Consider the following 22,955-nt stretch of genomic DNA (forward strand, 5'->3'; position numbering starts at 1 on the left):
TTCTACACAATAAAATTAAGCAACAGGCATATCGTAAAAAAGATATACGAATAATTTACAATTTTACTATTGACATTAAGTTTTTCTACTTTAAAATTTTCATCCTTTTTAATCTTCGAAACTAAAAATATGAGCATCAGAGGACAAAATAAAATGATAAAAGCAATTGTTTTGGAATAATTAAATTTCCATAAGTCTAAAAGAACAAAGAAAAAACTGGCAGGCTGATCTATTTCTCGTAAAGCAAAATACGGAATTTCAGTTTTTTCTTGTTCATTCAGAGAATAGTCTTTGTTTTTTACATAAAAAGTAAGATTTACGTTTTTATTATTTTGATCAACTCCTGAAAAAGCCATATTAATACCTTGTCCTAAAAAGCCATAATCTCTTTTGATAATTGTATTATCTTTTTTATAAGCTCTGGTAATAATGGTTGCTTTGTAGCCTGTATATATAAAACTTACGTTTTCGACTTTGCGCCAATCAATCCTTTTAACATTTTGAAAATCTACAAATGATTGTATAATCGTAAATAATAAATATATTAGCCACGCTAAAGAAAACAATACAGTTAATCTTGCATTTAATTTCTCCATCAAACTTAGTCTTTACCCGCTAATACGGTAATTTTTTCTCTTGCTTCCCGCTCCTCATTTTTCATGGCTTCAATAACATCATTTGCTTGTCTCTCAAGTAAAAAGTTACTTACAGCTTTTCCTGCATCCTGAACAAGTCCTAGCAAAAGACCTCCGCCACTGGCTCCGTCTTTATTGAATTGGGGTCTTCCCCATTGATCTTTTGCAAAATTTACCATACTTGTTCTACTAGTACTGTAAGCATCATTTACTCTTAGAGGATTGTATTGTGCATTTGTGGTTGTATTTATTCTTTCATATTCTTGATATCGCCCGCCAAAATCTTGATTTAAAATTCTAGAACTTGAATTGGTGGTAGGGTTTCGTCCTTCGTAAGATCCTGTAATCCTTCCATTTTCAGTACGGACAGTTGGGCCATGCTCTTCAATATCATCTAAGCGTACAGAGGTAATTCTTTCGTCTACACTATAACTAGAAGTTCTGTTTCCTACTGCCTTTTGCCCCAAATCTCCCGCAGAACCGGCGTCATTAATGATTTCTTGATTGGGTTTGGAATCATCACTGGGTTTTCTCAGTCCTTCTTCTCTAAGTTGGGCAACATCAGTATCAAAACCATCAACGTAATCACCATAACTTCTTTCTGTACCTGGAACTGGGATATTTTCGTATGCTACCTTTTTAATACCGCTAAGAACTTCATTGGCTCCATAAATCAATCCGCCTGTCCCTAAAATACCTAACCCATGATTACCCATCGCAGCACTAAAAAAACCAAAAGATTTTGATATTGATACTACAGATGCTCCAATACCTCCTATTGCCTGGATTGCAGGCCCCATAAGATATGAGAATGCTATGGTTCCTATTACTCCAATAGCAGTATCACCAATAATGACATCCGTCATTTCATCTGCTGCTTTTTCTGAATATAGTATAATGACATTCCCACCTAATATACACGGAATAGTAGAGTTTTCAAGTAATGGATGTATTCCGGAAGTAAGAACATTGCTATCATACGGTGTCCATTTATCTAATCCCATAGCACAAATGGAGGGAATTAAAGAAATTAATCCTCCGGCTGCAGCTCCTCCGGCTGCACCAGCTGCCATAAGGGCACCTGCTCCAACAGCCAGAGCTCCCCCAGTAGCAATGGTTCCTACTATGAATACTGCTGCCAATGCTGCACCCACTACCGCCCCAATAAGCATCATTTTACCACAAATAAAATTGCCTCCCGGCCTGTCATCTATGGTTGCTTTTAAATATCCTCCGGCAATAGTGATTTTGCTTTGGCTTGTAACTTTTATTTGTTGTTTTTTCATTCCTTTAGAACATACTAACCATGCTCCATCAGGCACATATAACTTGCTCATTATAATTTTTTTTAAACAATATTAATAATATGTTCCATAATATGAGAATATTGATTTGTAGCTTGTTCTTTTGTTTTTGACTGACAAAATAACAGCTTACCTTCTTTATTAAAATGATATTCTAAAGACCAATTTAAAAGATAATTGAAATCTTCACGAAGAAAGTCTTTTAGATTACTGTCATAAATTCTTTTTAAATGTTGGTTAAGATTGTTTTTAGATTCTGAATAAAATTTAATTTTAATAATATCACCCTCTTTTTCAACTTTTCTCTTTGTAATCAAATTAACTTTCTCATTGCTGAAAATTTGAGAGATGTAAGTATGAGAAGGAATCTCAACAAATTTACCTACCTCATGATACTCCTGAAACAATTCTTTAAAGAATAAATTATACAGAAAATTATTTTTCAATAATGGTAATGTATCTGTAAAGTCTTGCTCCCCATTATCTAACATATTTTTTTCTTCTAAAGTTCCAATCATTTCGGATGCTAGTTCTGATCTTAAAATGTCCCATTCCATTTTAATCTCTTCCTGATTTAATATTGAATTTATCGAACCATCGGAATTCAGAGCTAAAACAAGTATCTCCAAAGGGCGATTAAACTTTTGCATATATTCAGCCAACTGACGATACATAGATTTAATATAATTCACTTCATGCTGTTCTTGCTGTACATTTACTGTAAAATATTTATACTTTTTTAATTTTTTGAGCTTCCAGATAATATTTGTTTCAGAATCAACCAAGCTATTTCCGGCAACACTTAAATCTATTTTTTGCAGAATTTTATATCTTTCTTCAAATTCTTTTTGATCCAGATTCACAAAATGTGGAAACTCTTGCTGAAGCTTTTTTTCTTTTAAATTTTCAACAGTATCTGGTATCAATAATTCATTAACCCATGAAGCCACAGTAAAATCTCTTCTAATCCATTCATGAGGCTGTGAATTTGCATTATGAAACTCTATTAAAGTTGCTAAGTCTAATCCTAAATCTTTGGCAATATCAGAAATACTAGCTTTTTCTTTTAACTGAATTTTATTCATTATTAGTTTTCAATAATTTTTTCTCCTTTAATAGTAACATCTCCATCAATTTTCATTCCTGCATTTGCTCCCTTTTTACCGATTTCTGTTAGCGAACTTCCAATTATTTTTGTTGTAGTTCCTTCTACAGTTATATTAATTCCTTTTATAAGAATATTTCCATCTTTATCCATAGTGATTGAGCTACTTCCCGTCTCCAATTTTATTTCAGTATTGCTTTTTACACTTATTTTCCCACCATTGTCCATAGTCAGAACACTCTGATCTTTACCTACGTTGATTGTAGTTTTTGTCGTAACATTCGTTGTATGATTATTCCCGATATCTTCCGTATTATCATTGCTCACAAATGTGGTCACATCACCTGACCCGCTTAAAGTCACATAATTCCCGTTTTTATCCTTAATCTCAATCCCCGCGCCGTCGTTCAAGCAGATTATATTCCCGCTCTTGCTGCTGAGGCTTTTCACGTTATTGCCCTGGCCACCGCCGCCGCCCACCTTGCCGTGGAACATGCCGCCCATGACAAAGGGGCGGTCCGGGTGGTTGTGGATAAAGTTTACCATGACCTGATCACCCACTTCGGGGATGGCCATAAAACCGCGGTTCTTGTTGACCTTATCACTGCCCCCGCCGTCGGGTGTCATCACACGGATAAAATCCGTAACGTCATGCATCTGCCAGTCAAAACGCACCTGCACCCGGCCCTGGTTCGCTGGATCTGAATTACTGATCACCGTGGCGGTCTGTGCCTCGGCCATCGGCAGGGTAAATTCCGGGCGTGGTAAAAAACCGCTGTCCGCTGCGATTGCTTCAAAAGCGCCCTCGTAATGGCCGCGCCCGTCCACTTTGTGCGTCACCTGGGTAACCATCAGTTTGGTAAAATAGGACGTACTGTTCGTGTCGCGTTTGCGCATATTGATTTCGGCCGTACAGCCGGGATATAAAAAAGGAATAGACGTGCTGCCGCTGGTCACGAACACTTCCGCCGCCCTGCTGCCGGCCGTTCCCGTTTGCGATGCTTCCACATCATGGTAATTTTCTGCCTTCAGCGGTGCTACCCGTAACGAAGGAGTACTGAAGGTTTGCTGCGAAATCTGATAAGCCCTGTTGGCAATATCGGACACGTGGCGCACCGGCGACTCGCCCGAGGTCAGTTTCTCGTTGTTTGCACTGTTGTAACCATAAAAAGTAGGCTTCACATGCACCGCGCGCATCTTAATTTTTATATCCGTTACGTTACTGCCGTACACAAATTCAAGTGATTTCTGCGGCGGCGGCAGTTTCCCGAAATGCAGCACTTCGCCATCATAAAAGAATTGTTCACCGTATGCCTCCGCCATCCGGGCGAGATAATTGAAATGAGTTTCATTGTATTGCGACGTGTATGGCAAATTTTTCTGATATCCGCATTCAACCCGCACATCATATTTGGAAGTGCCCAGGCCCTGACTGATCAGTTCAGAAGCCACACTGTTCAGACTAATCGGTTGTCCGCCGCCCAGGCTTTGGGTATGCGGTGCCGCATCCAGCAATATAGTTGGGCTAAAACCGGTCAGCACTATTTTACCCAGACTTCCCTGCTCCTGCTCGTACCCCACTTCCGTAATGACACCTACAAAAGTTCGCTCCGGACTGTCCATTACATCTTTATAATGAAACACCACCGTCAGCCGTTTTCCCAGAAACTTTTGTGCTTCATTCAGTTCATGATTTTCATACTGATCGAGCGCGTCACCGGGCAATTTTAATTCGAACTCATGATGGCGCGAAGCACTTTGGTTTAAAGTAAAATAATCAAAATGCCGGATAATATATCCTTCCACGATGATCTTCAGATTAACCACCCGGTTAATACCCAGGATCTGATTGGCTGCAATAGCGGCCGCGTTATAAATTTTAGAAACAGGCTGTTTTCTCGGATTGCTTTCCTGCACCGTAGCACCGTTCATACCGGAATTAGAGTTATTGTTAAGCATAATATTGTGTTTTGGAGAAGTTAAAAAGGTGGCGAAGTATATTTTTTAATTAAGATTTATAATTAGTTTACGATGATAATTTAGCGCATTAATTGAAGCTGATCACAGATGAAGTTTAAATAAATTTCAGTAGCAATTTTCATGCATCTTTCTGTTATTCATTATTATATATAGTCCGGAAGATTATTTAGCCAATAGCCGTCGGCTCTCTTCGTACCGGTTTTGACCATAGTTATTGTCAAAATTAATGGTGGTTTTATCGGCAGGGTTTAGTTTCTCATATAATCTTATATAATGCTGCGCTTCCTGCACAGGATCTTTCCGGACCGGAAAGGACACTTTATAGTCTTGCTGAAGTTTTTGTTTAAACCCCTGCAAGCGGGACTGATAATCTGCATCAGTTTTCTTTGCTTTTTTTAACTGACTTTCTTTCCATTCCACAAAGCTGGCTACCGGCACGAGCGTCGTACCCGGGATCATGGGCTGTGCTCCTTTGGCGAGCAGATATTCGGCCAGTTCGAGATCATCACTCGCGGCCGCCTCCAGGATATTATCCCCGTTGATCGCCTGATGATTTACATCCGCACCGTGTTCCAGCAGAAAATCAATCATTTTTCTCTCGGTAGCTGCATCACCGAGCGTCATCGCCACCACCAGCGGCGACTTTCCTAAGGCCGGATTCAGTGACGCTTTGTATTTTAAAAGAAGTTTCAGCATTTCATAATTATTAGTCGCAACGGCCTGATTTACCGGCGTATCATTCAGCCCCTGAAAGGGAGTGATGATATCCGGGTTCGCCTTCAGTTCCAGCAGTTTTTCCATTGCGGGTAGATCTTCGATGATGGCGGCGTACATCAGCAGTGTATATCCCTGAGGGCTGAGCTGATTGATTTGCGCCGGATGTGCACGCAGCGTTTCTTCCATTTTGGCCAGGTTGCCGTTATACATACTTTTGGCCGCGTCCAGCTGCACATTGGTAAACATTCTTTCCGGCGGGTATTGTTCACGGTTTTGTTTGCGGCGGGAACGGCTATCAAGACAGGCAGTAAGAAACATAAGGGTAAGTATTAAGTATAAAAGATTCTTTTTCATGGTCTAAACATTTTTGGCAAGTACGGTGGTATTCATGGCAGCGACCATCGCCTCCAGGGCATCGGCATAAGCACTGTGTCCGCTGCCAATTGTACTCAGGCCGAGTCCTTCATTTTTATCGATGTATCCGAAGATTTCATTCTGTTGTCCCAAAGCACGCGGCACGGCACCATCGGCGAGACCTCCGATTCCGAGGGCTTTTAAAAGATTGAAACGGGAACCGCCGATGGTAGCCAGCAAGCCTTCTCGGTTGTTCTGGAGCGCGTTAAGTATGTCGTTGCTCGTGCTGTAATTAATAATCTGATCCGTGCTTCCCACGGCTTGCTTCTCATCCAGGTATTCCAGGGTGCGGCGGTGCACCCCTCTGGCATTGAAGGTATAGCCGGGCAATCCTGTATAGTAGGAGGCCATGGCACTATTACCACCGCCCAGCGAGTGGCCCGTAAACTGCACCTTATCCGGTGCCGCCCGCGATATTTTTTCAGCCAGCATTCTGGTTTTTTCGATTTGCGGGGTACGGAAACCCAAGGCCTGGCCGCCATCTTCGATAAACCAGTCATGATAAAACTGCCAGCCTTTTGGTTCGGAGCCGCGGAAAGCCACAAAGTAATCGCCTGTTTCACCGTTGCGGTAGAGTGATGCATAAAAACCATTTTTGGCATTGGTATTAAAATCAGCCGGCGTTAAGGTTCCCGGCCCGAACAGTTCATCCAGCGCCGCCTGGCTGTCCGTATTTACACGGGTGTAATCGCCGATCTGCGCCGGATTTTTGGCGTCATTGTCCTGGTACGAATCCTGCGCCATTTTAGCAGCATTCATGGCCTCCTGAATTTCCGGCGCCGACAACAGCATGAAACCTACCTGTCCGCCGAGGAAACATTTAAGTTTTGAATCCTGGAGCAAGGGTTTCTTCCCTTCAATCCGTACTTTCGGATGCGTACCGGACCATTGGCTGCCTTTACACAGCAACGAACAGATGTTCAGCGCATCATCAATCAGGGCGCTCCCGGCGAAGGCAGCTGCAGCAATCATAAACAAGCCCCCGGAAAAAGCAGCCGCCAGTGCTGCACCGGCGATGGCGCCGGCCGCCATCATTTTCGGACAAATGAAGTTATCCTTAAACCGGTCTTTTTCCGTAGCCATTAATTTGGTGCCGCCTTTCAGAAATACAGATGATTGTGAACTCACGCCGATTCCGATCAGACGTCTGCCGTCTGTACATTTCAGCGGCGTATCCTGCGCTATATATAACTGACTCATTCCGTACTTATTTTAAAAGTTCAATATGGTATTCACATACATAAAACATAAGGTCATTCAATCGTTCTTTCACATGAAAGACAGCTTCTGCTAAAACCGAGTCGCCATTAAAGGAATAGCTACCTTCCAGACTAAAATCGTACTCCAGCGGCAGGTTGAGCATTTCCTTATATTCCTGCTCATATCGTTTCGGGAACGGAGGCGGAACCGTTTCCGCAGCGCCCTTCACTTTCATTTCATAGCCTGCAGCTGCCTCTTTAATTTCGTACGAGGACGCGTACGTAAGCAGCTCACCGGGAAACAGCACCGAGGGAGTTTCGCGTGCAGCGAACGGGCCGCTCTCCGGTTGGTCTTCAGAAAACGGATAAAACATCAACTGATACATCAGGCTGCGCCGCAGGTTCTCACCGGTCTGTGCAATTTCCTGATCATATGTATCGATGACCTGTTTATTGTTCTGGTTAATCAGTTCCAGAAATTTAAACTCTTTTTCTTTCACACTTTCCCATTTCTGCCAGATTTCCTCCTGATTGCGGATCCCCGAAACGGTTTTATCCAAGCCCAACTGCAATTCGAGGTGTCGGGTCACCGCTTCAATTGAATGAAGCAGATCATAAAACGGCTTCATCTGACGGTCAAACTGAGGGTACACTTTCGGTGAGATATGCAGATCCAGTTGATTAAATTCGCCGGGCTGCAAGGTCCATATTTCTTCCGTTTGGGTTTCATTGGCTTTGCCTGTGCCCAGCGTCATATAGGAACGGGTCCGCATCGCATACTCAGCCTCTTTATACCAGGCGTAGGTGAAAGCGGTTCGCGCAGGTGTAGGGTCAGAACTCATTGTAGTCATAGCTTCGGATTTTTTTAGAAGCACCGAAAACAGAAGCAAAGCATATAATCAGGAGATTAGTACGCGAAAAATTCCTTTCTGTTTTCAGCCGCCAGTCATAATAACTTTTAATTACCTTAATAATTGTCTGATTTCTATTTCTGTCAAGACATCAATAAAGATCATTGTTTAGAGGCACTCTCGTAAATGTACCAGCTTTCATTGAATTAAATCGGCTTTCAGACCTAAAATTTGAAAAGTGTAGTAGTTTTACTACAACCACCCATCTGCGGTTTTCCTATACAATTAAACTCCACTCTGTCTGCTGTTCTTAAATTATTTTAATTCCTTTTGAAGGCGGCACGAAAATTCTCAACAATTACGCTCTGGCCACTTTTCAATTTTAAGGCAAAATGGCGGCAAAGGTTAACACCATTACAGTGCAGGTATTTTTATTTATGATTAACATATATTTAACACATATATATATTAAACATATAATATTAATAATTTTTGTTACACAATAGTGTATTTATCATTTCTCTGGCATTCTACTTGATGCTCTGCATAACGAATCATCGGAGCAAAATGCTAGCTACTGCTCCGGTGATTTTCTTTCACCAATTATTAACATAAAATTTTTACTATGAACCGCAGAAGATCGAACAATTCACGTTCAGGAAGCAACAGATCCCAATCCCACGACTACGAAGACGACCACAGATACCAGTCACAGCATCATGATTATGATGATTACTATGATGAAGATGAGTATGATGATGACGACTACGATGAGGATTATGACAACGATGATTATGATGACGATGATTATGATGACGATGATTATGATTACGACAACGAGTATGATGATGATGATTATGATGATGATTACGACGACGATGATTATGATGACGATGACTATGATTATGATGATGACGAAGATTACGACGACGAAGACTATGATGACGAAGACTATGATGACGATGAAGACGACCACTACGACAGCCGAAGCGGCCGCATGAGAGACAGCCAGGGCAGATTTACCAGCGGTGGCAGTAGCTCCGGCTCCGGACGCGGCAGATCATCTTCCGGCAGAGGAAGCAGTTCGGGCCGGGGTTCTTCAGGCCGCAGCCGTTCAGGTAGCGGAAGAGGCTTTGCTTCTATGCCTAAATCCGAAGTAAGAAGAATTGCCGCTATGGGCGGACGCGCTTCACACGGCGGCGGATCATCATCCGGCCGAGGAAATTCCGGTGGCTCAGGAAGAGGAGGAAATAATTCAGGAAGAGGCGGCAGATCAGGACGCGGACGTTCTTCAGGCTCTGGTTCCGGAAGAGGTAATTCCGGCGGCGGAAGAGGCTTTGCTTCCATGCCGAAATCTGAAGTAAGAAGAATTGCCGCTATGGGCGGACACGCTTCTCACGGCGGCGGACGCGATTCATCATCCGGCAGAGGAAACTCCGGTAATTCCGGCAGAGGCGGTAACTCAGGAGGCAGCAGCTCAGGACGCGGACGTTCTTCAGGCTCTGGTTCCGGAAGAGGTAATTCCGGCGGCGGTACTTCCAGAAGAGGATTTGCTTCCATGCCGAAATCTGAAGTAAGAAGAATTGCAGCCATGGGCGGACACGCTTCTCACGGCGGCGGACGCGGATCATCATCGGGCAGAGGAAATTCCGGTAGCTCCGGCAGAGGCGGTAACTCAGGAGGCAGCAGCTCAGGACGCGGACGTTCTTCAGGCTCAGGTTCCGGAAGAGGTAATTCCGGCGGCGGCACTTCCAGAAGAGGTTTTGCTTCCATGCCGAAATCTGAAGTAAGAAGAATTGCAGCCATGGGCGGACGCGCATCACACGGTGGCGGACGCGGCAGCTCTTCCAGATCGGGCAGATCCGGTTTCGGAAGAAGAGGAAACAACTCTTAGTTTATATTCATATACCCTGATAAAGGAGGCTTCGGGTCTCCTTTATTTTTCTTACACATTAAAAAAAATACAATGGAAAAGTCAACTGATAAAGATAAAAGCACAACAGCCAAGACCACCAGCACCGACAGCGCAACAGCAACTTCCGGAAACAGCACCGGAACTGATACGGGTAAAAAAGCGGCGGCAGCTGATAAAAATAAAAACACCGATACCAGGACCGGAACCGAAACAGCAGCGGCAGGCAAAAGCGAGCTCGGTAAAACAGCTTCTGCAGCAGCAACCGGTGATAAAAGCACTAAAACAACCAGCGGCACATCCACCGATTCGGCAGGCACGACCAGTACAGGTACAGACAAAAACACAGGTGAGAACAAAAGCGCAAGCACCACCTCCACAGACAGCAGCAGCAGTAGTCCGCAGAATGAAGATAAACCACTGATGGAGTTTTTTGTGAGCGCACTGAAAGATATTTATTATGCTGAACACGCTATGGTAGAAAAGCTTCCAAAGATGCGTGAAGCCGCGACCACCGAGGAACTGCAGGACGCCTTTGAAGACCATGAACTGTTGACACGCCGCCAGATTACACGGCTCGAAAAAGTGTTCCGCGAGATCGGTGAAGAACCTGCGAAGCAGAAATGCGACGCGATCGAAGGTTTAATTAAAGAAGCCGAAAAAATCATAAAATCCACACCGGATGGTTCGATGACCAGAGATGCTGCCCTGATTATCGCAGCCCAGAAAATCGAGCATTATGAGATCGCTACCTACGGCGGCCTGGTACAGCTTGCAATTACGCTTGGCTACGACAAAGCCGTGGACCTGCTCGAAGATACGCTGGAAGAAGAAGAAGAAACAGATTTTGAACTGACCGATATCGCCGAATCGTTCATTAACTTCGAAGCGGAAGAGGAAGACAGCGACGATGATTTTGAAGATGAGGATGATGATGATGAATACGACGAAGAGGATGACTACGAGGATGAAGAAGATTATGATGAAAGCGCAGACGAAAGCTGGTAATTGATATTCGGCATCCTTATATCTCCTTAAACAATAACCACCTGAATGACGGGTGGTTTTTTATGGAGAAATAAAGACGAGCACAAATAAAAAAGCCGTTCGCAAATGCAAACGGCTTGTGGAGGATATCGGGATCGAACCGACCACCTTTAGACTGCCAGTCTAACGCTCTAGCCAGATGAGCTAATCCCCCATTTTCAAATATTGCAAGCGGTGCCTGTAAATTTGAAGTGCAATGTTACGAAAATAATTCCAATCGGCGCAAATCTTTTTTGCTTAAGAAAGAATTAAAGCATGGCCAGATAAAAGACACGCCCACACTTTACAAACCGGTACGCACGCCGGTCAGAAAATCTTCCAATGCAATGGTATGCTGTTCGCCGGAGTTAAGGTTTTTAATAGTAATCATTTTATCAGCGATCTCGCGGTCACCATAGAAGACTAGATTGGGGATTCCTTTCTTTTCAGCGTAGGTAAACTGCTTTTTCAGCTTGGCGTCTTCCGGATATAGTTCGGCGGCAATACCGGCGCTGCGCAGTTGCATGATCAGTTGCAAGGCTTCCAGTGCTTCTGTTTTTCCATAGTTGGCAAAAAGATACTGTGCCTGATGCACGGCGTCTTCCGGGAACAGATTCAGTTCTTCCATAACCAGGTAGATGCGGTCGAGACCAAAAGAGATTCCGATGCCCGGCATTTCCTTCACACCAAACATTTCGGTGAGGCTGTCGTAGCGGCCGCCGCCGCCGATAGAACCTACCTGCACGCCCTGCGCTTTCACCTCGAAAATTGCTCCGGTGTAATAATCCAGGCCACGCGCCAGGGTTACATCAAACCGCAGTTGATCACGCTGGACACCCATCCCAAAGCTTTGCTCCAACACGAATTCCAGCTCTGCCACACCTGCGCTGCCGGTTTCATTACCGGCAAATTTCTCCTTCAGCAGCTGTATGCTTTCCAGCGCATCTTCTGTCGGTGTAAACAGGAACTCCAGTTTAGCCACCGCTTCCTCAGAAATTCCTTTTTCATACAATTCTTTTACAACGCCTTCCCGGCCAATCTTATCCAGTTTATCCAGTGCCACGGTAAAATCAACCAGCTGACTGCCGATCCCGGCATATTCCGCCAGACCGGACAGGATCTTGCGATTATTTAAGTGCAATACCACCGGGACCCCTAACTCCTGAAATGATTTCAGGTACAGCTGCACCAGCTCCACTTCCAGCCACAGGCTCTCGCTGCCTACTACATCCGCATCGCACTGGTAGAATTCGCGGTAACGGCCTTTTTGGGGACGGTCTGCCCTCCAGACCGGCTGGATCTGGTATCTTTTGAAAGGAAAGGTAAGCTGCCCGTGGTTCATGGCCACGTGCCGGGCGAAGGGAACCGTGAGGTCATAACGCAAAGCTTTTTCGCTGAGTTGTGCCGTAAGCTTTTGCGAATTCCGCGCCTCCCAATCGGCATCATTTGCCTTCGCAGCATAATCGCCGCTGTTCAGGATTTTAAATATCAGCCGGTCACCTTCCTCACCGTATTTTCCGGTCAGGGTGGAAAGGTTTTCGAAGCTGGGCGTTTCCAGCGGCTGAAATCCAAAGAGTTCAAAATTACGGCGCAGTATATCAGTTATATATTTACGGCGCTGGACTTCCTGTGCGGAAAAATCGCGCGTTCCTTTAGCCAGTCCTGGTTTCATAAGCGGTAGTTTCTTGAGGCGCAAAATTACGCAAACGCAAATGATTACCCAAGCTGGCGAAGAGCCGTAACTACAGGAACGCGCGTCCGCATTCAGACCATTTCCAGAATTTCCAGAATTTCGGAACCGTAGTTTTCGATTTTGTATTTCCCAAAACCTTTAATATCCACCAGTTCCTCTTTTTTGGCCGGCCGGTATTTCGCTATCGAGAGCAGCTCCTTATTGGTCGCCACAAGGTAAACCGGAATCTTTTTCTCCCGCGCCTTTTCGCTGCGCCATAACTTCAGGGAATCGAGAATCTTTATTTCATCTTCATTCAGCTGCTCCTGCTCCGCGGCATATTTCCCGGGCGGCATTTCCTGGATACGCACCTGCATTTCTTCGTAGTACAGGATGACGGACCAGTAACAATCGTCTTCCTGCTTCACGAATGCGGTTTCATAGGTCAATACATGATGAGCGGCCAGAAAGAGATCAAGCGCTGCCTGGTCCTGCTGTATCAGGCCATCGGTGAGTCTTATTTTAAATATTTTCGTTTTCATTGTGATTGGGTGTTTGGAACGAAAAACCGGCAGGATGGCTCCTGCCGGCAGTTATTTTTATTTGGAACCTAACAACATGAGTTGTTCTACACGGATATCCGTGGTATAGCGCTTTACGCCTTCTTTGTCTTCATAGTTGCGGTAGACAATTTTTCCTTCGACGGCAATTTCTTTTCCTTTCTGGACGTACTTTTCCATGATGTCCACGAGCTTGCCATTGACGATCAGGCTGTGCCATTGTGTTTCTTCCACCTTTTCGCCCATAGCGTTGGTGTAATAATCGGTAGTCGCGAGGCTTACTTTCGCGATTCTTCCATTGTTGAACTGTACGATTTCAACTTCCTTTCCGGTGCGGCCAATGAGGCTTACTTTGTTTCTTAGTGACATGACATTAAATTTTTGTGATTAAACGTTCAGATAAGGGCTTCACTGATTTTTCCCAAATCTCTGGAGCAAAGGTGCAGCGGTGGTTAAAAGTTACCCGGTTTAAAACCACTTAATATCGATTGTAGTCGTTTGTATCATATAATGTTTTGATAACTAACATCTTATATTAAACTTAATTTTATTAATAGCGAGATGTTTTGTGAGAATATGTAAATAAAGACGTGAGAGAAAGACGGTTTCCAGCGTTATTCATAAACAAAATCATCCAGTAAGCTGATATTTAAAGCGTATTTACAGCAGGTTTAAAGTTGTGCCCCCAGGCGGAAGATATACACAGGCCAGGCAGGTTTGATGCATTAAGGTTGGCATATCCATACACTATCCATACACTATCCATGCTTTATCCATGCCTTTGGTATGGTTCAACCCTGTAAAAACTTTAAATCGCGGCTATTAAAATTCAGAACTTACTTTTCCAAGTCCGTAGTATTCCATTAATTTAAGAACAAAAAAATGACTTAAAAGGTGATTGTCCGCCTGCGGAACAAAGATGTTCTTTCGCTGACAGGTAGCCTTTAAATAGGTATTATTTCTTACATGTAATCAATAAACTCCTTATTTTCCAGAAAAAAACCTGCGCGAAGGCGCAGGCTGGTATTCATGACAATTCTGTGATGCAATTAAATCGCGGTAAGCACCGGCTGGTTTTGATCTTTTAAATTGAGTCCGGCGGCTTTTACCGAGGAACGGTATTTTTTGCGCAGTTGTTTATTGATATCCTTCAAGGCGCCTAAAGTGCCGGCCTTGATGGAATTTTCGGCCGAGCCCAGCATGCGTCCGCCTTTCCGGTAAGTATCGTACGAAGTTTCTGCCACGAGCGCGCCGGCCGCGTCAAATATTTTCAGGCTGACAATCACCTGATTTGAAAAGACATATTTCCCCAATCCTACTTTAAAATATTTCACTTTAGGCAACACGGCAAACTGCGCATTGTTATTCTCACAAAATTCAGCAATCAGGTCGGTACTGGGTGAATCATAGACAATGTTATAATCCACGCGCAGGAGGCGGCCGGCGCGCGCCGCACTCACCTGATCGGATAAAGCTGAGAAAAAAGCGGCATAGGTCGGATCCTTAATCTCTTCGATGTCAGGAAATATTTCAGGATTAAAATACAGGATCTGATAGTCTTTGTCTGTACGCAAAGAAAAGGAATTCTGCCCTGCTGCCGCACAACTTGTGAGCAGTAAGAACACCGTAAAAGAATGGCAGAACTGGTAAAAATGTTTCATGGCCCGAAGCAGTACAAAGATACTGCCATACATGCAGCAAAACTAATGCTATTTTAAGTTTTTTTTAACACATTTGAAAAACTTTTTTACGTCGGCTCTACATTTTCTTCCGGCACCGGGAAAATTGTTGTACTTTTGCAGCCGTTACATAATAATCATTAAATAATATTGGAATGTACTTAACTACAGACAAGAAGAAAGAAATCTTCGCAAAACACGGAAAATCCGAAACGGATACAGGAAGCGCTGAAGGACAGGTTGCTTTGTTTACTTACAGAATCAACCACCTTTCCCAGCACCTGAAAAGAAATCACAAAGACTATGCTACAGAGCGTTCCCTGGTGGCGCTGGTAGGTAAAAGAAAATCTTTGCTGGATTACATGAAGAAAAAAGACATTACAAGATACCGTGCCATTATTGCGGAACTGGGTCTGCGTAAATAAACTTTTTATTACCACAAAAAAAGCAACTTTCAGTCGAAAGTTGCTTTTTTTTATTTTCTGCAGGCAGATCTAGACCCTGCGGCCGGTGATCAGGTTGATGATGGCCAGCAGCACAATGGAACCCAAAGCTCCGGTCAGAATCTGACCTAAAACCCCTTCGCCAAACGTTCCGCCCAGCAGCCAGTATCCGATGGCACCCCCAATCAGGCCCACGATAATATTACCGATGAGTCCGAGACTGCCGCCTTTAAAAATTTGTGCACCCAGCCATCCTGCAATGGCTCCGATAATTAATGTCCATAAAATTCCCATAATTTTAAATTTTTAATGTTAATAAATCTGTTCCCTGTAAATCCAATTTTGTGCCGTAATTGTTTACATCTTTATCTGTACGGTGGTACAGTTCATTGCTACACGACTGGCTAGCAAATGTTTAGAATTATTTAAACTGTTGTTTTCTTCATTTTAAAAAACTGGAGGTGAGCGCGAGGAGCTGCCGGCCTTCACCGTTGTAAATCATTATAATTCACAGCCATTACCCGAAAAAAGCCCGGCCGCACACCTACTGCCTCGCTAAAAAACCGTAACTTCGCCAACGAAAATTTAAAAAGATTAAATATTAACCGCACTCAATACGGAGTGCCGACGAAACACACTTTTTATGAATGCTCCACAAGCAATCACTGAAGTTATTCAGTTAAAAGATGGCCGAGAAATCACCATCGAAACAGGACGCCTGGCGAAACAAGCCAACGGTTCTGTGGTAGTTAAAATGGGCAACACGATGTTGCTCGCCACCGTAGTGGCCAACAAAGAAGCTAATCCAGGGGTAGACTTTCTGCCGCTGACGGTGGATTACCGCGAGAAATTCTACGCAACGGGGAAAATCCCCGGAAACTTTTTCCGCAGAGAAGCAAGACCTTCTGACGAGGAAATCCTGACCATGCGTCTGGTGGACCGCGTACTGCGTCCGCTGTTCCCGTCCGATTTCCACGCGGAAGTCCAGGTAATGATATCCCTGATTTCCTATGATAAGGAGGTAATGCCGGAAGCGCTGGCGGGACTTGCCGCTTCTGCCGCCATCGCGATTACCGATATTCCTTTCAACGGACCGATGTCTGAAGTACGCGTGGTACGTATCGACGGAGAACTGTCGGTTAACCCAAGCCTGGAAAACCTGGCCAAAGCCGACCTGGATATTATGGTAGGTGCCACCAAGGATTCCATCGTGATGGTAGAAGGTGAAATGGATGAGATTTCCGAACAGGAAATGATTGAAGCGATTAAATATGCACACGAAGAAATCAAAGTGCAGATCGCCGCGCAGGAAAGACTGGCTGCCAAAGTAGGAAAATCCCTGCCAAAGCGCGAGTACTCCCACGAAGACCACAACGAAGACATCCGCAAGAAAGTTTGGGATGAAACTTTTGATAAAGTATATCAGGTAGCGAAAACGCCGGCCGGCAAAGAAGAGCGCCACGATAATTTCGCGGCCGTACTGGAGGAATTCCTGTCCCAGTACAGCGAGGAAGAACTGGAAACAGTGAAACCTTTTGCCAAAGTATATTTCCATGACGTGGAAAAAGAGGCTATGCGCCAGATGATCCTGAACGAGCGCGTGCGTCTGGACGGCCGTACACCGGAAACCATCCGCCCAATCTGGTCCGAAGTTGATTACCTGCCGGGAGCGCACGGTTCTGCCATCTTTACCCGTGGCGAAACCCAATCGCTGACCGCAGTTACCTTAGGTTCCATTAAAGATGCGAACCTGGTAGATTCGGTGGCAGCACATTACGACCAAAAATTCTTCCTGCACTATAACTTTCCGCCGTTCTCCACCGGGGAAGCCCGCCCATTGCGCGGTACCAGCCGTCGTGAGGTAGGACACGGAAACCTGGCGCAGCGTGCGCTGGCGCGTATGATTCCGGCAGAAAACCCATATACGATCCGTATTGTATCAGATATTCTGGAATCGAACGGTTCATCGTCTATGGCAACCGTTTGTGCCGGCACCATGGCGCTGATGGATGCGGGTGTACAGATCGCCAAGCCGGTTTCCGGTATTGCGATGGGTCTGATTACCGATCCGGAAAGCGGAAAGTTCACGGTACTGTCGGACATCTTAGGTGATGAAGACCACCTGGGTGATATGGACTTTAAAGTAACCGGAACCAAAGACGGTATCACCGCCTGCCAGATGGATATTAAAATCCAGGGGCTTTCCATGGACATTATGGAAACTGCCTTGAAACAAGCGCGCGAAGGCCGCCTGCATATTCTGGGTGAGATTTTGAAAACCATCGACGCACCACGCGAAGATGTGAAAGCACACGCACCGAAAATGGAAATCCTGGAAATTCCGAAAGATTTCATCGGTGCTGTTATCGGGCCTGGCGGAAAAATTATTCAGCAGATGCAGAAGGATTTTGACACCGTGATTGCGATTGAAGAAATCGGCGAGATCGGACGCATCGAGATTGCCGGTACCGACCGTGAGAAAATCAACGCGACCATTGCAGCCATCAACGAGATTACCTTTGTACCGGTAGTTGGTGAAGTATATAACGGTAAAGTGGTAAAAGTAATGGACTTCGGTGCCTTCGTAGCGATTGCAAAAGGAACTGAAGGCCTGCTGCACATTTCCGAAATCGAATGGAAACGACTGGACAAAGTACCGTATGCAGAAGGTGATGAAGTAGAAGTGAAATTCATGGGGTATGATGATCGTAAGAAGATGAAATTGTCCCGTAAAGTTCTTTTGCCAAGACCACCACGTGAGGAGCGTCCGCAAGGAGACCGGCCGCAAAACGGCGACCGCCCGAACCGTGATCATCGCGGTCCACGCGACAACAATAACCGCGGCGAGCGCAGAGAGCATAACAACAACCGCACGAGAAACAACGGCGGCGCTCAGGAGCGTCCGGCAAACGGAGAAGGCTCTAAAGAAGAGGGAAACACTCCAACGGAATAATATTTCCTTTTATATAACTAAAACCTGCAGCGTATGTTGCAGGTTTTTTTGTGGCGTGTAAATTGCTGATTCAGGCCTAAAATAAAAAGTTATGAAACGAATGTTATTACGAAAACTGATGGTCTGGGTAGCGCCCTTAGTGCTGGGCTATATTGCAAAGAAAATCGATGGCCGCATCAACCGGCCGAAGGTAAAGGCAGGGAACTAAACTGTTCTTTTAACAGAAATAAATTATGAATCGCCCGGGTGAAACTCGGGCGATTTTTACTATTGTCTGAACATTAGCGGCAAAGCGGGCCCGTCAGAACTTGCGCGGAAAAAAGGCTGAATTTTCAAAACATTATTTTTCTTGTGCTTCGACCTTAGTATGTCTATAAGACTTTATTTCTTTGTCCTTTTGCCTTGATGCAAACGCACCAAAAAATGACTCTCCGATTTTAATATTTTTACAGGAATATCTGCGATTTCAAGACTGGATCTTTTTACTAAAAAATAAAACTTTCTTTAAGAGGTTGACTCGCTTGGGTCGTCGAACCACTTCGTTAGGTTTCCCCGTAACTGACTCTCTTCGTTCGCCGAACCAATTCATTAGGTTTCGGGCGGAAATAAGGATGAGTCTTCGATGTTAAGTTGTTGCCGCCACTCGAACAGCGGGAATTTTTAGGTTGTGCCAGTGGACGGTCGGTTAAAAAAGAAATTTTAATTTTTGCTTCCATACTTTTATATTTTTAATGGAGTCGGCGAACCTCTAACGCAAAATGCTCCTGGGTCATTAAGGTGAATTGTTGTTCATGGTTTTGTGTTGGTTTATTATCTTGTTATTCTATTAAATGTGTGCTTATTGTCCGAGTTTGTAAACTCTGGGAGAAAGGGCTTTTTTCCTATTAACTTCTTTTGGCTTGAACCAAAAGAAGCAAAAATTCAAGACTGGATCTTTTTACTAAAAATGTCTGTTTCTTTTTAAGAAAATCTCCAAACTTGCGCGGAGGGAAGACGGGATCTCCTAAACCTGATTTTTTCCCGCGCTTCGGACACTGGAGATTTTTAATACGTTATAGAAGGCCAGTGTACGATTAAAGAAACAGTCATTTTCTTCACGTAAAAAGCTCCTAGGTCGTTATTGTGGCGGATGGTCTGTGCAGATCTGTGGGATCTGTGTGCGGGATAGGTAATTTACTATATGTTCTTTTGCCTTGATGCAAACGGACCAAAAAATGACTCTACGATTTTAATATTTTTACAGGAATATCTGCGATTTCAAGGACTGGAAACTCGGCTGAAATTTTAAAACGTATCATAAAATTCAACAATTGACTCTCTTCGTTCGTCGAACCACTTCGTTTGGTTTGACTCCCGTTGGTCGTCGAACCACTTCGTTAGTTTCGGGCGAGAATAAGGATGAGTCTTCGATGTTAAGTTGTTGCCGCCACTCGAACAGATGAATTTTAAACGGATATTTACTTAAAATTCTTAATCGCCTCCGTTTCCTGTGTTCTGAGCCGGAAGGAACTTCTGCTTTCAACTGAGCAGGACCAGGCCATACTGCAGTTTTTGCCTGCCGCGCGTCGCTTAAATGATTTCATTGAAACAGATACATTTACCGGCTTGATGGCCACTTATTACAGGTAAAGCGCAGTTTGCCGAACCCCTGTCAGCACTTCAAGCACTAACAGAATGCAAAACCATATGGTCTAACGCCCGCAATCCAATGGCTGACCTAAAAAGATCTTTACTTAAGCATAGAAGACCTGGGACAATACTTAGCCGATGTTAATTTATTTTTCACAACAGCGAAAGGTTCTAGCAGAATCGTTTTGAAGACGAAGTTAACATTGAGACGCCAGGTACAGCTGACGCCTTTTGCGTACCATTCGGTATCGTTCGTACACTAGAAGGCAAAGCGACGATAAGAATTTAGTGAAAACGCTGACTGGGAAATACCATGTATCAGCCTACCCTGCTACAGTAAGGCACACTTCCCTATCGCCACAGGCGCATCAGCACTACTTTATAAAACCGGTACCTTCGCCTCCTCAAACTCCCGCAGCAGCTGCTGAAACACCTGCTCCACCGGCAGCACCTCTTCGATGAGTGCGGAAACCTGGCCGATTTCCAGTTCGCCTTCTTCCAAGTCGCCCTCAAACATGCCGCGCTTGGAGCGTGCACGCCCCAACGTTTCTTTTAAGGCTTCCACGTTCCGCCCGGTATCGTACAATTTTTCAAGATCCTGATAAAACTTGTTTTTCACCATCCGCACCGGGGCCAGTTCTTTCAGCGTCAGATGGGTATCGCCTTCGCTGAGCGAGACAATTTTTTGTTTCCAGATATCATGCGCGCTTGCTTCCGCAGTGGCAGCGAAGCGGGAGCCAATCTGCACACCATCGGCGCCCAGGACCATGGCTGCTTTCATCTGCGAGCCCAACGCGATGCCGCCCGCGGCAATCAATGGTTTGGAGATATGGCGTCGCACATTGGGAATCAGGCACAGCGTGGTGGTTTCATCGCGGCCGTTATGGCCACCCGCTTCAAACCCCTCGGCCACAATTGCATCTACGCCGGCGGCTTCACATTTCAGGGCAAACTTAGTGGAGGAAACCACATGGGCGACTTTCAGCCCTTCCTTTTGCAAAGTTTCAGTATAGGTTTTCGGATTGCCGGCCGAAGTGAAAACAATTTTCACTCCCTCCTCCAGAATAATATTGATCACCTCATCTATGTTGGGATACAGCATTGGGACATTTACACCGAACGGTTTAGCGGTCACCGCTTTACATTTTTGAATATTTTCGCGAAGAACATCGGGATACATGCTGCCGGCGCCAATCAGGCCCAGACCGCCGCAATTGGAAACTGCCGAAGCGAGGCGCCAGCCGGAATGCCAGATCATTCCACCCTGGATAATGGGATATTGTATATTAAATAAATCGGTGATACGGTTGTTTGTCATGATCCTTTAAAATTTAGCTGTTTAAAAAAGTCAGCTGTAAATTTAATTAAAGTAAATGAACCTATTTGCGGTCTTCTATTCCAGTACGTCGAGATAGAACAGACCAAAATGCAGTGTGATGCCGAAGATTCCCTTACGGCTGTTTATTTTCTCACCATTACCGAAATCTACCGTTGTATCCGGAATTGTTTTGCATATAAAGAAATGTCCGGCACTGAGGCATTTTATTTCATGCTGCAGAAAACGCTGTGTCCAGCCAAACTCTTCATACTCATCTGCGCCCTCGTCTGGTTCATATTTAAATGGCTGCAGGCTGACCGGCTCCTCATCTGGGTCCGAAACGGAAATCGCCTCAAAACCGCCATCCGTACGGTATCTGATGACCAGCGTATCCATAGTCTGCAATTTTTTATTTTCATCAAAAGCCTTTAGGGCATAGGTTCCTTCCCAGGTATTGATTTTCTGACCAAAAGCTGGAAGACTGAGAAGGAGGAAGAAATACAAAAAGATACGTATTTTCATGCTATAGCTTTAAAGTGAATTCTCAAGCAAGTCGCTGATTTTCTCCGGGAGTTCGCTTATTTCCACATCGCGCGCAACAATGATCCCATGGCGGTCGATTAATATATTGGTCGGAAAAGCATGAACGTTGTACATCAGCGCCGCCGGTTCCCGGGTTCCTTTAAAACTGCTGACATTCTGCCAGGGAATTTTATATTGCTGCACCATCTTTTCTACCGTCGGTTTCCTGTAATCCACCACGATACCCAGGATATCGAAGCCCTGCCCGTGAAACTGCTGATGTACTTTCACCAATGGCGGAAATGTTTCCAAACAGGATTCGCACCAGCTGCCCCAAAAATCCAGCAATAATACCTTGCCGTTGTAATCAGAGACACGGACAGGCGAACCTTGAAGGTTATTTGCCTGAAAATCGATATACCGGTCACCGATCTTAGCCTCACCTGTATATCTGATAAAATCAGCCACCTGTTGTCCGTAGTAACTCTTTTGAACCTCAGGAGCCAGCAGTTTGTAATATATCTCGGCCTGGGCAGGCGTAAGCAGCTGTCCTGTTAAGCCTTTCAGCTGAAATGCACTCAGAACCGAGCCGGGATTCTTGGTAATAAACCGGGTGCGCTGCTGAACCTCATCTGTGCTGTTTTCCAGCTGCGCCTGCAACTGGCGGTTCATGGCATCGGTGGCAGAGCCGGTAACCATGATTTGGTTAAAGTGGCCGATGTTCAGCCGGAGCTGTATAGGTTTGTCTTCTGCCCAGAACGTGGCACGATTGCGCAAATCTTGGGTATGGACAGCCAAATGAACGGGATTCATTGCCATCGGACCGGAAAATGAAAAAACCCCTCCCCGTACCTGCGCGGAATCGATCCGCTGAAACTGGCCGGTGGTAACGTCGCTCAAAAGGAGCCAGCTGCCGTCGGACATGCCGTTGACAGTTCCCGAGATTTGATACCGCTGCGCGCTCAGTAGTAGCAGGCAACAAAAAAAGGCAAGAGAAGAAAGTGTTGATTTCATTCGGTACTGTTTTTACGAAGCT

General features: G+C 44.8%; 19 protein-coding genes and 1 tRNA gene. 4 read left to right on the forward strand and 16 right to left on the reverse strand.

Going from position 1 to position 22,955, the window contains the following annotated elements:
• Window positions 1-2: 2 nt before the first annotated feature.
• From MVI27_RS08510 to MVI27_RS08540, 7 genes are all read right to left on the reverse strand, one after another.
• Window positions 3-596 carry a hypothetical protein gene (locus MVI27_RS08510; RefSeq protein ID WP_246960783.1) on the reverse strand — a complete coding sequence of 198 codons (594 nt, stop codon included), beginning with the start codon at window positions 594-596 and terminating at the stop codon, window positions 3-5.
• A 5-nt stretch (window positions 597-601) separates the two neighbouring features.
• Window positions 602-1,972: a PAAR-like protein gene (locus MVI27_RS08515; RefSeq protein ID WP_246960784.1), complete on the reverse strand. Its 1,371-nt coding sequence runs from the start codon at window positions 1,970-1,972 to the stop codon at window positions 602-604.
• An 11-nt stretch (window positions 1,973-1,983) separates the two neighbouring features.
• Window positions 1,984-3,024, reverse strand: a complete 1,041-nt coding sequence (locus MVI27_RS08520) for a hypothetical protein (RefSeq protein ID WP_246960786.1) — start codon at window positions 3,022-3,024, stop codon at window positions 1,984-1,986.
• Between the two features lie 2 nt (window positions 3,025-3,026).
• Window positions 3,027-5,003 carry a type VI secretion system Vgr family protein gene (locus tag MVI27_RS08525; protein ID WP_323134618.1) on the reverse strand — a complete coding sequence of 659 codons (1,977 nt, stop codon included), beginning with the start codon at window positions 5,001-5,003 and terminating at the stop codon, window positions 3,027-3,029.
• A gap of 183 nt (window positions 5,004-5,186) precedes the next feature.
• Window positions 5,187-6,095 carry an ankyrin repeat domain-containing protein gene (locus tag MVI27_RS08530; protein ID WP_246960789.1) on the reverse strand — a complete coding sequence of 303 codons (909 nt, stop codon included), beginning with the start codon at window positions 6,093-6,095 and terminating at the stop codon, window positions 5,187-5,189.
• A 3-nt stretch (window positions 6,096-6,098) separates the two neighbouring features.
• Window positions 6,099-7,355 carry a Tle-like phospholipase domain-containing protein gene (locus MVI27_RS08535; protein WP_246960794.1) on the reverse strand — a complete coding sequence of 419 codons (1,257 nt, stop codon included), beginning with the start codon at window positions 7,353-7,355 and terminating at the stop codon, window positions 6,099-6,101.
• Window positions 7,356-7,362: 7 nt separating this feature from the next.
• Window positions 7,363-8,205, reverse strand: coding sequence for a hypothetical protein (locus tag MVI27_RS08540; protein ID WP_246960797.1), 843 nt, complete (start codon window positions 8,203-8,205; stop codon window positions 7,363-7,365).
• 625 nt (window positions 8,206-8,830) lie between these two features.
• Between MVI27_RS08540 and MVI27_RS08545 the strand changes: the two genes are divergently transcribed.
• Both MVI27_RS08545 and MVI27_RS08550 read left to right on the forward strand, forming a co-directional pair.
• The gene (locus tag MVI27_RS08545) at window positions 8,831-10,099 is read left to right on the forward strand and encodes a KGG domain-containing protein (protein WP_246960800.1); all 1,269 of its coding nucleotides are present in this window, start codon (window positions 8,831-8,833) and stop codon (window positions 10,097-10,099) included.
• Window positions 10,100-10,171: 72 nt separating this feature from the next.
• Window positions 10,172-11,125 carry a ferritin-like domain-containing protein gene (locus tag MVI27_RS08550; RefSeq protein ID WP_246960803.1) on the forward strand — a complete coding sequence of 318 codons (954 nt, stop codon included), beginning with the start codon at window positions 10,172-10,174 and terminating at the stop codon, window positions 11,123-11,125.
• Window positions 11,126-11,244: 119 nt separating this feature from the next.
• On the opposite strand, the gene MVI27_RS08555 is transcribed toward MVI27_RS08550, so the two are convergent.
• The 5 genes from MVI27_RS08555 to MVI27_RS08575 form a co-directional block, all read right to left on the reverse strand.
• Window positions 11,245-11,318: transfer RNA gene (locus tag MVI27_RS08555), tRNA-Ala, on the reverse strand.
• A gap of 129 nt (window positions 11,319-11,447) precedes the next feature.
• On the reverse strand, window positions 11,448-12,815 hold the full coding sequence (gene hisS, locus MVI27_RS08560) for a histidine--tRNA ligase (protein ID WP_246960806.1): 1,368 nt from the start codon (window positions 12,813-12,815) through the stop codon (window positions 11,448-11,450).
• A 92-nt stretch (window positions 12,816-12,907) separates the two neighbouring features.
• Window positions 12,908-13,357, reverse strand: coding sequence for an HRDC domain-containing protein (locus tag MVI27_RS08565; protein ID WP_246960809.1), 450 nt, complete (start codon window positions 13,355-13,357; stop codon window positions 12,908-12,910).
• 57 nt (window positions 13,358-13,414) lie between these two features.
• A complete protein-coding gene (locus MVI27_RS08570) occupies window positions 13,415-13,744 on the reverse strand; it encodes a single-stranded DNA-binding protein (RefSeq protein WP_246960812.1) in 330 nt (109 codons plus the stop codon).
• Between the two features lie 680 nt (window positions 13,745-14,424).
• Complete coding sequence (locus MVI27_RS08575) at window positions 14,425-14,949, reverse strand: pyruvate decarboxylase (RefSeq protein ID WP_246960815.1); 525 nt, start codon at window positions 14,947-14,949, stop codon at window positions 14,425-14,427.
• 260 nt (window positions 14,950-15,209) lie between these two features.
• Between MVI27_RS08575 and rpsO the strand changes: the two genes are divergently transcribed.
• The gene (gene rpsO / locus MVI27_RS08580; RefSeq protein ID WP_246960817.1) at window positions 15,210-15,479 is read left to right on the forward strand and encodes a 30S ribosomal protein S15; all 270 of its coding nucleotides are present in this window, start codon (window positions 15,210-15,212) and stop codon (window positions 15,477-15,479) included.
• 69 nt (window positions 15,480-15,548) lie between these two features.
• Here the strand turns inward: rpsO and MVI27_RS08585 are convergent, their stop codons facing one another.
• A complete protein-coding gene (locus tag MVI27_RS08585) occupies window positions 15,549-15,791 on the reverse strand; it encodes a GlsB/YeaQ/YmgE family stress response membrane protein (protein WP_246960820.1) in 243 nt (80 codons plus the stop codon).
• Between the two features lie 349 nt (window positions 15,792-16,140).
• Here MVI27_RS08585 and MVI27_RS08590 point away from each other — a divergent pair, with 349 nt between their 5' ends.
• Window positions 16,141-18,450: a polyribonucleotide nucleotidyltransferase gene (locus tag MVI27_RS08590; RefSeq protein ID WP_246960823.1), complete on the forward strand. Its 2,310-nt coding sequence runs from the start codon at window positions 16,141-16,143 to the stop codon at window positions 18,448-18,450.
• Between the two features lie 2,008 nt (window positions 18,451-20,458).
• Here MVI27_RS08590 and MVI27_RS08595 read toward each other — a convergent pair.
• The 3 genes from MVI27_RS08595 to MVI27_RS08605 form a co-directional block, all read right to left on the reverse strand.
• The gene (locus MVI27_RS08595; protein ID WP_246960826.1) at window positions 20,459-21,397 is read right to left on the reverse strand and encodes an NAD(P)H-dependent flavin oxidoreductase; all 939 of its coding nucleotides are present in this window, start codon (window positions 21,395-21,397) and stop codon (window positions 20,459-20,461) included.
• Between the two features lie 75 nt (window positions 21,398-21,472).
• On the reverse strand, window positions 21,473-21,919 hold the full coding sequence (locus MVI27_RS08600; protein WP_246960828.1) for a hypothetical protein: 447 nt from the start codon (window positions 21,917-21,919) through the stop codon (window positions 21,473-21,475).
• A 9-nt stretch (window positions 21,920-21,928) separates the two neighbouring features.
• A complete protein-coding gene (locus MVI27_RS08605) occupies window positions 21,929-22,933 on the reverse strand; it encodes a TlpA disulfide reductase family protein (RefSeq protein WP_246960830.1) in 1,005 nt (334 codons plus the stop codon).
• Between the last annotated feature and the right edge of the window lie 22 nt (window positions 22,934-22,955).

Source organism: Chryseobacterium salipaludis (genome assembly GCF_022968825.1).
GTDB classification, from domain to species: Bacteria; Bacteroidota; Bacteroidia; order Flavobacteriales; family Weeksellaceae; genus Kaistella; species Kaistella salipaludis.